Below are 13618 nucleotides of genomic sequence, written 5' to 3'. Positions count from 1 at the left end.
ATTATTTTTCTCTGATTGTCATTGACCAGCCAAGTTCCTGCTGCCTCTGACATTCTTCTTTCAGCAGGGTGGCTCTCAGGTAATGATTGTCCAGCCAGTCTTTAGTAGTGACAAGCTCAAGTCTGCCGTATTCAGGCATGTTAAAACTGATCTCTCCGTCAATGGCATCAGGACTGCGACGAACACATATTATAATGGCCAGACGCAATATTCTTGCCAGAGCACATGCTTCTTCATAAGATACGGCACTCTGTTTTTTTAGGGCTTCAAGTTTAAAGGCATCTCTTTCATTAAGCAGAAGAGCGCTGAGAAGATGTTTCTGTGCATTGGTGAAACCAGGCATTTCAATGTTATCGATTATGTAAGATGCATGTTTCGGGGCTTTTTTATATTCGATGCACAGGCCTATTTCGTACAGCATTGATGCCCATTTTAAAACAGGTCTTGCCGAAGGGTCGTTAAGTTGCCAAGCTTCCTTGAGATTGTCAAAAGCAAATAATGATACCTTCGTTACTCTTTCAGCCTGTTCTCTGTCAATCTGATATCTGGTAATCAGGCTGTCTACGGTTTTGGTCCTGATATTTCTCGGAGCGTAATCTCCCAGCATCCTGTAGATAACACCTTCACGCAGAGCTCCTCCGGCCAAAGTCATTCCCTTGATATCAAGTATTCTGAAAATGGCAATTAAAATTGATAATCCTGAAGGGAAAACAGTCAGTCTTTCAGCAGATAAGCCGGCAATGTTAAGTTTGGAAAAAGCTCCGTATTCAAGGGTCATTTCCTTCAGATGAATAAGCTTTTCGAGTGTTACCACTTCACTTTCGCCGTTGGATATCATAATTTCCTGAAGTGACTGAATTGTGCCGGATGCCCCGACACATGTTGCAAATCCTTCCCTCAGGTATTCATCAGCCAGAGGAGATAATATCTCTATTGCCGCTTCAATGGCTTTATCGTACTTATCTTCGGTGATTTCATCATCGGTGAAGAAATTGTTTAACCAGGTTACACACCCCATTTGAGTACTGTGGAGAACCTTTACATTAAGCCCTTGACCTATGATAAGTTCCGTTGATGCCCCGCCGATATCAATAACGAGTACGTTACCTGATGCACTGGAGGTGCTGACGACTCCGTGGTAGATTGTTCTGGCTTCTTCTTCTCCTGAAATGATCTCAATGCTGTGTTCCAGTATTTTTTCCGCCTTTTCAATAAAAACGGATGCATTCTTCGCAAGACGCAATGTCGCAGTGGCCACGATTCGGATATTCTGTTCCGGGATATCTTTTAGCTGTTCTGAGAAAAGACGGATGCAGTCGAGCCCCCTTTGGATTGCTTCGTCAGAAAGAATATTGTTTTCATCGAGCCCCTGAGCCAGTTTAACTTTGCGTTTAACTCTGGAAACAGCTCTGATTGCGCCGGAGACATTTCTGACAACCAGCATGTGGAAGCTGTTTGATCCCAAATCTATTGCTGCATATAAAGGAGAAGAACCTGGCATATCCGTATTCCTTAAATTCTGCTTTTTTCCAGTCTGACTTTTGAATGAGAGTGAAAGAAGGTCAGATCTTAGTATATGATTGAAAGTTATTTACAGTATACATTATATGTATCGGCTTGTGTTTAAATGGATTTTTCATTAGCTTTTTATCACAAATTATTGCATTGGTTTCAATATTCAGGTAAAAATGTCAGTTACTGGATTAATATAGTGATGCTCTGTGTGGATTATTTTTTTATTCACTTTAGTTTCTTGGCATAAGTTCACAAAAAGGAGAAATAATCTTTTTTGGGGGAATTTAACAAAAAATAAGCTGTCAATATGTTATATTGAGGGCTTGAAATGTTTCCAGATGTATGCCGGCCGGAATTCTGTTTATGTGTCAGTTGGGTAAGTGCATCGCTATAAAGTTGGTTATAACAAGTCGTAATATTCTTTGGCTGGTTTCTGTTATGCCAATGGGATCTCTGGTTTTTAATAATTATAAGGAGATATAAATGAGTGATTTAGTAAAAGAAATTGATGATGCTTTATTTGAAGAACAGGTGCTGTTCAGCAAAAAACCTGTGCTTGTTGATTTCTGGGCTCCATGGTGCGGACCATGTAAGATGGTTGGTCCTGTTATTGAGGATTTGGCAGGGGAAATGAGCGACGTATCCTTTGTTAAGGTTAATGTGGATCAGAGCAGAGATTTTGCTGCGCAGTACGGAGTGAGAAATATTCCTACATTACTGGTGTTTAAGAATGGTGAGCTTGTTGCAAAACAGGTCGGTGCCCTGAACAAGCAGAAAATGAAAGAGTTTATTGAGCAGGCAACAGCTTAAGATATTGCCTTGACATATCCGCGGGGCAGTTCTTCTGTGGATGACGATTTTGTCTGTGTAGATTGTAAACATCCTGATTTTCAATATTGGAGTGACCCCCATAAGTTGAACAAATAAAACTTATGCTTATTCTAAGGCTGAATTCCTTACCTCACAAGGAGTTCGGCCTTTTAGTTTTTCCTGTATTCTATTATTGTTATAGTAATGGATATACTTCACCATTGCGTCTTTAAGTTCATCCAGTGTGCTAAACTCGTATTCATGTCCATAAAACATCTCGTTTTTCATCTTTCCAAAGAAATTTTCCATAATACCGTTGTCATAGCAGTTTCCCTTGCGAGACATTGACTGAATGATACCTTTTTCTCTGAGCATTGAATGATACGGAGTCATCTGGTATTGCCAGCCTTGATCTGAATGAAGGATAAGCCCTTCAAGCTTCTGATGTTTTTGAAACGCCTGATTCAACATATCCATTGTCTGAGTGAAATTCGGTGATTTTGAAATATTGAAAGACACGATTTCAGCATTGTGCATATCCATGATCGGAGACAGATAAAGCTTTCCGGCCGCGATGTGAAATTCAGATACATCAGTGGTCCATTTCTGATTCACGGCTGTAGTACAGAAATTCCTGGTATAGTACGTTTTATGTTTTTTAGTGTCTACCACCTTGTTAAGAAGCAGATTCTTAACGGTGCCGTTGAAATCGCCTTTGTATGACTTATACTTCGCTCTGGGAGTAATACCCTTAAGCTTATATTTCTGCATCAGGCGCTGAACTTTCTTATGATTTGCACAGACACCGCGGCGAGCCAGTTCCATAGTGATACGACGATAGCCGTAGCGCTCCTTATGTTCAGCATATATTGCCTTGATCTTTTCTGTAAGTTCCTGATTCTTTTCGTCCTTGTCAATTTTATTTATCGTGTAGTAATAATCAGAACGAGTCATATGAGGAACATCCGGCGTACCGTTGATGACTGCCAGTATGAATCACAGAGAGCATTTCAGTTCCCGCCTTAACTCAGTGATAGCATGAGCTATTTCTTCTGCTCTCGTTTTTCTCTTTCCGAAATTAAGGCGTCTAATTTTTTTAAGTATTCGTTCTCTATCAATAGCTTCATGTTCTGCTTCTGAAGCTCCTGTATCTTCTTCATCAGCTCTTCTGATGATTCTGTCTTCCGCTGATTCTTTTTGGCCATAACACCCTCGCTTTCTTTCGATGACATTATAACCGTTTTCTATGTAAGACTTAATCCATAATGACAATGTACCTTTGATCGGAATCGCTAGAGACAACGAAACTTGTTTTATACTTTCATGTTGTATCAAAACTCTCCGGATTGCTTCTTCCTTAAATTCTGCTGAATACTCCCTATTTTTCTTTTTCTGAACTACAGATATTCCATGAATATCAATCAGCTTTACTATGTAGGTCGCTACGGTTCGATTGCATTGAAATTGTGCTGCAAGTCTTCTTGAACTGTAGTGTTCTTCTTTCCAAAGTCGATACATCTCGACTTTATCTTTGTATGTAAACTTCATAAAAATGCCCCCGCAAGTTTGTCCAACTTACAGGGGGCATTACATATTTCAGGATGTTTTTATTTGAGAAAAGAAGCTGTTGTGTTTGTTGAAACTTCGGTTAATTATCCGGTGTTTCAAGCTTGCTTTCACGTATTTTTTTTAATGCTGCATCAAAACCTATCTTCCAGCCGCGTCTTACTTCCTGATTTATGGATTTATATTTTTCAGGCTCGCAGAATCGAATGGTATCACTTATTTTGGCTTCGTTGCCTAAAATCGCAACCCATTTTGGATCGTAGTTTCTTTCGGTGATGGCATCCCATTCCAAAACTTTTTTCATGGTTGATTCAAGTTCATTGGGATGTTCCAGTGCGTATACACCGATTGTCTGGCTGTAGACAGAACTTAAACGTGTAACACCTTCCTGCACTGATTTATCCAGAGATTTATTCGCATCGGAACGGGCTCTGAGCTGTGCCGTGTAGAACCAGAACATTGCCGTGTCATAATGTCCGGATTTATATACCTGATCAGCATAAGCAAAAAGTACAGGTGGTTCATAATCATTCGGGTTATCCATAACCATTTTTATGGTATCCAGGTTGCCATCAGTAATTTCCTGTACAATCCTGTTGGTTTTTTGAGTATTCAGCTTGAGATAATCACCTTTTAACGTATTCAGCATAAGTGACAGTTCTTTGGAGGTATTATTTGTAGCTACCTCATTATTGTCATTAATTTTTCTTCCGTCAGCTGTAACGGTAACGCAACCGGTGGTGATAACAGCTGATATTACTGCATATGCGACAATTTTGCTTAAATTCATTTTCAGTTCATATCCAACAAAATTCAAACTTGGTTTATTTTATCAGTAATGGTTAAAAAAACGAAAAATTTGTGCTGTTCGTCGTCAAATTATCGATGTTCATTAGGTTTTTCAGATTGTAACGATAATTACATGAAAGTATAATTATCGCGTATTTATAATAAGCAAAGGATGCTTAAACAACGGAATCATAATCATGGAACAATACAATATTCTCCTCCTGTGCGGCGGAGACGGATCTGAACACGAAATATCTCTTGTGAGTGCCTCATATATTGAGCAGCAGTTAAATACATTTCCTGAATTTAATGTAATAAAAGTAGTTATTCACAAAAACGAGTGGGTTGATGAGTCAGGTAATCAGTGTAGTATAAATTATAAACATGAGCTGTCTTTCAAAGATTCTTCGTATCATATTGATTACGTGATTCCATGCATTCACGGTGTTCCCGGTGAAACCGGAGATATTCAGTCACTGTTTGAAATCATGAATCTTCCTTATCTTGGATGCGGTTCAGAAGCAAGCAAGCTATGTTTTAACAAGGTAAGCACAAAGTTATGGCTAAGTGCAATAGGCATTCCTAATACACCTTTCAGTTTTATTGATTCAGATAATGAAGAGAATCTGAGAAAGGCTCATGATTTCTTCAGACAGTATGGAGCTGTTTTTGTTAAGGCTGCTTCTCAGGGATCTTCTGTTGGCTGTTACAAGGTTTCAGATGAAGCCTCACTTGATGAGTATATCAGAAAGGCTTTTGGATACAGTGAAGATGTTCTGCTTGAACAGGCTGTAAAACCGCGTGAACTTGAAGTCGCCACATACGAATATGAAGGCAGGCTGGTAGTGACCAATCCCGGGGAGATTGTTACCCCGGATAATGATTTCTATACCTTTGAAGAAAAGTACAACAGTACTTCAAAGTCAACCACCATGGTGGAGGCCAACATTCCTGATAATCTCAAAGCAAAGATTCGAGAATATGCTGCCAGAGCTTTCAAGGTTCTTAAATTAAAGGATTTATCCAGAATTGACTTTTTCCTTGTTGGTGAAGATCAGATTTTGTTAAATGAAATCAATACCTTCCCAGGAATGACTCCTATATCAATGTTCCCTAAGATGCTGGAAAATCACGGGGAAAAGATGACTCAGTTCCTGCACAGCGCAGTAGTCAATGCTGTAAAGGGAAAATAACAGAGTGGGACTGATATGTCATAAGAGACCCCATGTAATGTCTTATTACATGGGGTTTTTCAGTTTGGTTAGACATGGAATTCAGTATTTCTATTTCAGGTGCGTTGTAAAACCTATATTCAGGTTTTAGATGATTAAATTTCAGATTAGAGAGGAATTGCAGGTATTGAGAGATTTTTTTTGTCTATAATGAAGTAAGCGTCTTTATTTTTACTGATCTTTGTTTTGAGGACATAAAGAATAAAGTTGCAGTTTCTTCAGTGTTGTATTTGCATTTTGGTGGGGAAAAATGACTGAACAAGAGATAACGACTTCTGAAAAGCGCGAACAGCCTGAAACAGTCTCTGCTCACGTACAGGAAGGTGGACAGCAGAATAAGAAAAAGTCTTCATTGAAGCAGAAGGCTGTTACTTTTTATCAATTTCTGAAGAAAAAGCTCTCCTATCTATTCTTTTTATCCAAAAGAATAGCTGATGATGAAATAGATGTTCTGGCTTCATCTCTTTCTTATACTACCATAATGTCGCTCATTCCGGTTCTGGCCGTTCTTTTAAGTGTTTTCTCACTTTCTCCAAGTTTCACTACTTATCGTGATGAAATGATGAATTATATTCTTAACAATATGATGCCTCAGGTAGGAGGGGTATTAAAAGAGAACATAGATTCTTTTGTCTCAAATGCATCCAAAACCACGGCAGTAGGTGTTATAACGCTGATATTTATCGCTCTTGCGTTGATTAGACGAATTGATATCACTCTTAACAGAATCTGGCATGTTAAGCTGAACAGATCCAGGGTAACCACTTTTTCAGTCTATTGGACCGTGCTGACGTTGGGACCTATTCTGCTGGGAGCTTCTATTGTTGTTTCTTCTTCTATTCTGGCATCCAATTATCTGGGGCAGAGTTCTGCTGCAATATGGCTGAATACCTTGGGGATGAAGATGCTTCCATGTTTTTTAACCTTTGTGGTTTTTACTTTATTGTTCACGGCTGTTCCGTGTACTAAAGTAAATTTTACTCATGCAGTAATAGGTGCTTTATTTGCTGCTCTTGTGCAGGAATTACTGAGGCAGTTTTTTACCTACTACATTATGAATTTTACCAGTTATACACTGATATACGGAGCCGTAGCAGCACTTCCTTTACTGATGGTATGGACATATATCAACTGGTATATTGTTCTGCTTGGAGCAGAAATTTCCGCTTCTTTGTCTAGTTACAAGCAATACAAACTCCAGCTTCAAAATGAGAAGCAGTAGAAAATATCACTAGATAATGAAAAAGCATACTCCAAAATATAGTATGCTTTTTTTTGTGGAAGCTACATTACACTCACGATTTCACTGTTTGGGAACCAGCGTTTCGTCAGCTTTTGCGTCAGGTCTTTGTGTTTGTGGTAAATTTCCGTGGCTATTTCTGTACATTTATCCATAGACTGATAATCACGTATGGCATCAGCCACGCGGTAGGATATTTCTCCTGTCTGTCTTGTTCCCAGCAGATCTCCCGGTCCTCTGATTTCCAAATCCTTCTGGGCTATGACAAAGCCGTCATTACTGTTTTTAAGAGTAGATAGGCGTTCCATTCCTATGCTGTTAATTTTGTCTGAGTACATAAGACAGCAGAATGAATCAAGCTGTCCTCGTCCTACTCGTCCTCGAAGCTGATGCAGCTGGGCCAGTCCGTATCTTTCAGCATTTTCTATAACAATTAGGAAGGCATTTGGAACGTCAACACCTACTTCAATAACTGAAGTGGCTACAAGTACATCGATATTTCCTTTTTTGAAATCACGCATAATGGAATCTTTGTCTGCAGATTTCATTTGACCGTGAACCAGGCCGATTTTCAGATTCGGGAGCTTTTTTGTAAGATATTCACAGGCATTAATCGCATCCTGAGATTCCAGAACCTCAGATTCATTAACAAGACTGCAGACCCAGTATGCCTGTTTTTTATCAGCACAGTTCACACCTATTCTTTCAATAATTTCATCTCTTCTTGTTTCCGGGATCATGATGGTAGTAATAGGTTTACGACCTTTAGGTAATTCGTCAATAACGGATACATGCATGTCTGCATATATGGTCTGTGCCAGTGTTCTGGGAATAGGTGTGGCGGTCATGGCCAGCATGTGGGGAACTTTATTTTCTATGCTGCACTTGCTTCGGAGTTTCATTCGCTGTTCGACACCAAACCGGTGCTGTTCATCTATTATTATCAGTCCGAGGCTGTGAAAATTAACCTGTTCCTGAAAAATGGCGTGAGTACCGACAATAACGGATGCCTTACCACTTTTAATCAGTTCAAGCTGTTTGTTTTTTTCTGCCTTTTTCTGACTTCCGGTAAGTATTGCTGTTTCTAATCCGAGAGGTTCTAAAAAATTCTGGATGTTTACAAAATGCTGTTCAGCAAGAATTTCGGTTGGAGCCATGATTGCTGCCTGAATGCCGTTGCCTACAGCCTGCAGGGAGGCCATAACGGCTACAAGTGTTTTACCGCAACCCACGTCTCCCTGTACCAGTCGGTTCATCGGCTGGGCTTCTGCAAGATCCCTGCTGATCTCATTAAAAACTCTGATTTGAGCATTTGTTGGACTGAACTGTAATGTTGATAAAAATTTCTTTATCAGGTTATCAACAGGTTTTAAAGGAATTCCATTGAGAAATCTGTTGCTTTCCTTAAGTTTAAGCACAGTTATGTATTGGGATATCAGTTCTTCACAGATAATTCTCTGCTGTTGAGGAGAATTGAATAATGACAGTTCGGAAAGAGACGAGCCTATTTTAGGGGCATGCACAAGTTGTAGAGCCTCCTTAAATGTCAGACCGGTATGATTTAATTCAGGAGGTATCAGTTCTTCACAGACATCTATATTATCCAGTTCGTTTAACGCTTTCTGCACAAGATTTCGCATAGACTGCATTTTGATTCCTTTGGTCAGTCTGTATATAGGTGTGTAGTGTTTAGGCAGTTCGGAATCCTTTAGATTCAGTTCTGGATTGGTCATCTGCAGACTGTTATTGAAAATGCTTACTTTACCATGGCATATAAGAATGTTTCCCGTTTTCAGTTCTCTGTTTATAAATATTGGACAGTTAAACAGAGTAACTCGTAGAACTCCGGTGTCATCGGAAAGTGTAAGAATGAGCATGTTGTTTCTGCCGGTTGTTCTGGAAATTATTTTTGCTCTGACACTGGCATAAGAATCAACCGGAAGCTCATCTATCGCGGTAAATTTGGTTCGATCCAGATATGAATATGGAAGGTGCAACAGAAGATCCATAACGGTAAAGATGCCTATTTTATTCAAGGCTGATACCTGTTTGGTTGTAATGCCTTTCAGTTCATCAATAGAAATAGCTGATATATCCATATGTAACCGTTATGTCTGTGTATAACAATGTGTATATGGCTGCTCTGACAGGCAGAACCACTAAGGTTCTGCATCAATAAAGTATTTGGAAATGAACTAGAGCAGCTTTCGTAATAACCACTGTGCCCCGAAATTTCTAACTTTCAGGATAATTTTGCGATAGTCTTCCGGATAATCGTCTATTGTCTGAAGTTCCGTCGGCGTTGTTATTGGAGTGGTTTTGCTTAAAAGATAATTGCGTTCGTGAGTAATTTTTTCAAGTAGAAGGTGATGTTCGTCGTCAACCAGCAGCCCGTTTTCCAAATCAAGTCTCCATGCACGAGGATTAAGGTTGTTTCCGGTAATGAGATGGTATCTGTTATCTACTGATATCCCCTTGACGTGATATGTGTTCAGTCCGTCTTTCCATAGTCTGATTCTGAGCTTGTCATCATTGATGTACCCTGTATGTGTATTCACGAAATCACGGAGATTCATTTCATAGATGTAAGGAACTGCTCCTACCTTGTTATAAGGTTCTCCTTCATGAATAAAGAAGTCATTAGCTTCTTTGTCTCCTACTATGATTGTGATGGTTACACCTTTTGTCAGGGCTCTGTTTACGGCTTTCAATACCTGACTTGGAAAATTGAAATAAGGAGTGCAGATGGTTATGTCTTCTGTTGCAGCTTCAATAAGATTTATTATTGAAGTATTGAGAATGTTGTTTTTCTTTCCAAGACCGACCAGCGGAGTTACACCGACTTGTCGGCTTCCGATTTCCATGTCGTTGATTTTGTACCTTTCAGTACTCAGTTCCCGACGCTGCTTCTTGATTTCAAGATTAAGTTCTTTTGATGTTGGAATTGAATCCTGAGCAAAATCCTGAACGGCATTGTGTCTGTGGAAAACATCAACGCAGTAATAGAACAGTGAATCGGCCAGTTCACGTGAATTTATCTCGTGGTAACGATCAATACGATATTTGTCCAGTCTGTGCAGATAGACGTTGTTTATGCTGGCTCCGCTATACAGAACAGTATCGTCAATAACAAAACCCTTAAGATGAAAAACGCCGAAAATTTCCCTGCGTTTTACAGGTACGCCGTAGATGATAGGATGAATTAACTGTTTCTTGGCAAGTTCATGGTACCAGTCACTGTTTACGACCTGATTTGTCTTGCCCACAAGACCTCTCTGAGCTCTGTGAAAATCCACGTAAATGCGAACATATAATTTAGGATTTTTATTTACGGCTTCATTTACGGCCTGCATTATTTCCTGACCCATTTCATCATTCTGCCAGTAAAGCGCACATATGCAGATGCGGGATTTTGCATTTCTGATATTGGTCAGCAAACGCTCACGGAAGACTTTCGGATCCTCAAGAATATTGTATGCGTCCGCATTTACCGCAATCTTGGATAAATTTTCGATTTTATGTTTCGCACTGCCGAACAGACCGTGCAGAGTGTTTATAATTTTCATTTATTAAATCGCCGCCGTAGCTTTAAGTAACCAGTTTATTTCCATGTCACTCAGATGTTCTCTGACAATTTCCCTGATTTTAAGATGATAGTTGTTCAGCCATATTCTTTCATCATCCGTCAGTAAATCTTTTTTAATCAGTCTGATGTCAAATGGTACATAAGTAATAGGTAAAAATGCAAGCATCTCTGTTTGATTTTGGGTGTCATGTACAGTCTCTACAACACAGAGGTTTTCACAACGAATACCGTATTCATTTTCTTTGTAATACCCCGGTTCTACTGATGTAACCATTCCCGGGGCCAGCGGAGTCTGTCCATATCTGTATGAAATGGCCTGAGGTCCTTCGTGAACATTAAGGCAGTGACCGACACCATGTCCTGTTCCGTGGTCATAGTTCAGACCGTTCTGCCATAATGGTGCACGTGCAAGCACGTCCAATGCTCCACCAAAAGTACCTTTCGGAAATTTTACAAGATGCAGGGCTATCATTCCCTTGAGTACAAGAGTGAAACGCTCTTTCATCTCTTCGGTAAGTCCCGGTCCTACGAGAACCGTTCTGGTAATATCAGTAGTACCTTCGTTATACTGTCCTCCACTGTCCACAAGATATAAAGGATCCTTACCTAAAGCCCTAGGTCTGTTAAGGTTTACATGGTTGTAATGTATGATGGCGGCATTAGGACCCAATGCGGAAATTGTATCAAAGCTGGTTTCAATAAAGCCGTCTTGTTCAGAACGGAATTTAAACAGCTGATCACTCAAAGTAGCTTCATTGTGAGATTTGACAAGTTCTTCTGCCTGAGGTTTGAGCTCCCCGTTTATAAGATTTTCAGTAAGGTGGTCGAGCCATGCCAAAAATCTGCACATGGCTACGGCATCCTTGTGATGGCAGTTTCTCATGCCCTTGAGTTCGGTGGGATTTTTGCAGGCTTTTGGGTATTCACACAAATCCTGTCCGAAGGTCAGTGGAATATTGCTTTTTTTGAGCTTTTCAATAATCCATGCGTTAGTGGATGTTTCGTCAATGTAAACAGAATATTTATGCTTGGCCAGTCTATTTATAAGATCTTCAAGCTTATTCTCTTCCATGTAGGTTATATTACCGAAATGATGCTGAAAATCTGATATTTTATCTTCAGGAATTTTTCTTAAATCAACGAACCACTCGATTTCCTCGCAACTGTATACTGCTGCGAAACAGTTTACTATAGGAAGATTCGGAACATCCCGGCCTCTAATGTTTAACAGCCAGTTTACCGATTCGCTGCTGGAGATAATGGTGACATCGATGTTTTTTTCTTTCAGTTTCTGAGCAATGAGGTGTCTTTTTTCAATGCTAGGGTTGCCATTGTAGTGATCTTCGAATATCAGTGCGGGGGAAGGCTGTACCTGAGGTTTGTCTGTCCAAATTTCATCAATAAGATTGGTTTCAGTGAATATCAGTTCAAGTTGATAAGGACTCAGAGCGTATTTAATGGCTGAATAGCGGTTGTAACTGATGCATTTTGGATCTATGCCTATGCGGGCCGTATTTCCTAAAGTTGCTATAAGCCAGTCTTCAAGTCTGACATTTGTAAAATGAAAAACGTCAAACAGTGTTTCGCTGGTCTGGACTCTTGCCTGAATTGTGTATCTTCCGTCAACAAATATAGCGGCTGGATTTTTCAGTGTGATGTCAGTGTTCCCCGCATTTTTTACGGTTTTATTCTTGAGTCTGTCTATCAGATGTTCATTTTCCAGAATCACTGCTGTTCCGGCAGATCCGGTAAAACCTGAAATATAGGCGAGTCGTTCCTTGTCGGGAGAAAGATATTCGCTTAAGTGCTCATCAGTTCTGGTAATAATAAGAGCGTCGAGATTCATATGCTGCATAGTCTTTCTGAGTCGATCCAGACGACTTAAATGAGTTGAGTCGGTCTCGTAGGTTTCATTGTTGTCCATTGACTGGAAATTCTGATATTCATTCATACAGAGTTAATCCTCCGCTTTATTAATTCTGTTTGTCTGCAGGTACGTCTTCTGCTTCTACGTGATAAAGCCTGCCGTATTTATCGGCATACACATTTTCTCTGTACGATTTGTACAGAGTAAGAACATTATAGTTATCATTTTCGGGGCTGTAGAAATAATTAACATAGAAAACCATAAAATCACCGAATAACAGCATAATAAATAGAGATGCTGCCAGTTTTTGCAAGAAGTCTGCAGCAGTTGAATCTCCCATGAACAGAAGAACAATTATTATAGCAGCGGTGCCCACGGCAAGGAATTTAAGCAGTCCCGATATCAGAGTGTAAAATAAACCTTTTGCACTGGAAAAATTAACAAAACATATATGAGTTAAAGTTAGAGCAAGAACAAGCGGTATCTGATAGAACAGTCCGTATTCGCTCCATGAATGGTTATATACGGCCAGGCCGGCAAACAGTACTGTCAGAAGATATGACACTAGACCTGCAATCCATGAATATTTGAATCTGAAGTGAAATCTCTGGTAAATAAGCACATATGCTCCGGCGAAACACACGTATAGCAGAAGAAGAAAAAGATTGCCCGCATCAAGAATATGATTGTTGTTAAAAATATTGTATATGGTACAGAATGTAATAATCAGGCCGATGAAGGCAATGGCATACAGATGTATTTTTTTGTACATTTTCTTTTCCTAAGGATTGTGATTTATTTGTGTGTTTTTAGTTCTATTTGAAATATTCTCAAAAAAACGGGAATATTGCAAAGTAAAAAGACAAAAACGCTGTATAACTGTTATGAAACGACCTTTGTCAAGCAGAAATTTAGGCAAGACATTTTCCTCAGTGTAAGCACGGCATTGGCCACTCTGTTATACGTGGATTGGATACCTCAGGTCAATGGTTCGCCGCGAATTCTATTTGTCT

General features: G+C 39.6%; 11 protein-coding genes. 3 read left to right on the top strand and 8 right to left on the bottom strand.

What is annotated here, in order from left to right:
• Position 1: 1 nt before the first annotated feature.
• A complete protein-coding gene (gene gppA, locus BMY80_RS04985; RefSeq protein WP_093141489.1) occupies positions 2 to 1501 on the bottom strand; it encodes a guanosine-5'-triphosphate,3'-diphosphate diphosphatase in 1500 nt (499 codons plus the stop codon).
• A 497-nt stretch (positions 1502 to 1998) separates the two neighbouring features.
• Here gppA and trxA point away from each other — a divergent pair, with 497 nt between their 5' ends.
• Positions 1999 to 2325 carry a thioredoxin gene (gene trxA, locus BMY80_RS04980; protein WP_031578476.1) on the top strand — a complete coding sequence of 109 codons (327 nt, stop codon included), beginning with the start codon at positions 1999 to 2001 and terminating at the stop codon, positions 2323 to 2325.
• A 126-nt stretch (positions 2326 to 2451) separates the two neighbouring features.
• Here the strand turns inward: trxA and BMY80_RS12370 are convergent, their stop codons facing one another.
• The 3 genes from BMY80_RS12370 to BMY80_RS04970 form a co-directional block, all read right to left on the bottom strand.
• The gene (locus tag BMY80_RS12370; protein ID WP_218140318.1) at positions 2452 to 3279 is read right to left on the bottom strand and encodes an IS3 family transposase; all 828 of its coding nucleotides are present in this window, start codon (positions 3277 to 3279) and stop codon (positions 2452 to 2454) included.
• 42 nt (positions 3280 to 3321) lie between these two features.
• On the bottom strand, positions 3322 to 3873 hold the full coding sequence (locus BMY80_RS12365; protein WP_218140317.1) for a transposase: 552 nt from the start codon (positions 3871 to 3873) through the stop codon (positions 3322 to 3324).
• Positions 3874 to 3973: 100 nt separating this feature from the next.
• Positions 3974 to 4681 carry a hypothetical protein gene (locus tag BMY80_RS04970; protein WP_031578477.1) on the bottom strand — a complete coding sequence of 236 codons (708 nt, stop codon included), beginning with the start codon at positions 4679 to 4681 and terminating at the stop codon, positions 3974 to 3976.
• A 196-nt stretch (positions 4682 to 4877) separates the two neighbouring features.
• Between BMY80_RS04970 and BMY80_RS04965 the strand changes: the two genes are divergently transcribed.
• Positions 4878 to 5873: a D-alanine--D-alanine ligase gene (locus tag BMY80_RS04965; RefSeq protein WP_093141485.1), complete on the top strand. Its 996-nt coding sequence runs from the start codon at positions 4878 to 4880 to the stop codon at positions 5871 to 5873.
• Between the two features lie 289 nt (positions 5874 to 6162).
• Complete coding sequence (locus tag BMY80_RS04960; protein ID WP_093141483.1) at positions 6163 to 7134, top strand: YihY family inner membrane protein; 972 nt, start codon at positions 6163 to 6165, stop codon at positions 7132 to 7134.
• A gap of 62 nt (positions 7135 to 7196) precedes the next feature.
• Here the strand turns inward: BMY80_RS04960 and recG are convergent, their stop codons facing one another.
• The 4 genes from recG to BMY80_RS04940 all read right to left on the bottom strand — a co-directional run bounded on the left by recG (position 7197) and on the right by BMY80_RS04940 (position 13377).
• Entirely contained in the window at positions 7197 to 9251 is a 2055-nt protein-coding gene (gene recG, locus BMY80_RS04955) for an ATP-dependent DNA helicase RecG (protein WP_093141480.1), read from the bottom strand.
• A gap of 96 nt (positions 9252 to 9347) precedes the next feature.
• Positions 9348 to 10718 carry a CDP-diacylglycerol--serine O-phosphatidyltransferase gene (pssA, locus tag BMY80_RS04950; protein ID WP_093141477.1) on the bottom strand — a complete coding sequence of 457 codons (1371 nt, stop codon included), beginning with the start codon at positions 10716 to 10718 and terminating at the stop codon, positions 9348 to 9350.
• 3 nt (positions 10719 to 10721) lie between these two features.
• Positions 10722 to 12689 (bottom strand): aminopeptidase P family protein, encoded by a 1968-nt coding sequence (locus BMY80_RS04945; RefSeq protein WP_245730047.1) that lies wholly within the window; start codon positions 12687 to 12689, stop codon positions 10722 to 10724.
• Between the two features lie 22 nt (positions 12690 to 12711).
• Entirely contained in the window at positions 12712 to 13377 is a 666-nt protein-coding gene (locus BMY80_RS04940; RefSeq protein WP_093141476.1) for a hypothetical protein, read from the bottom strand.
• Positions 13378 to 13618 lie beyond the last annotated feature (241 nt).

Source organism: Ruminobacter amylophilus (assembly GCF_900115655.1).
In the GTDB taxonomy this organism is placed as follows: Bacteria; Pseudomonadota; Gammaproteobacteria; order Enterobacterales; family Succinivibrionaceae; genus Ruminobacter; species Ruminobacter amylophilus.
Note: the sequence above shows the minus strand (reverse complement) of the source record. Positions and strands in the feature narration are given on the sequence as shown.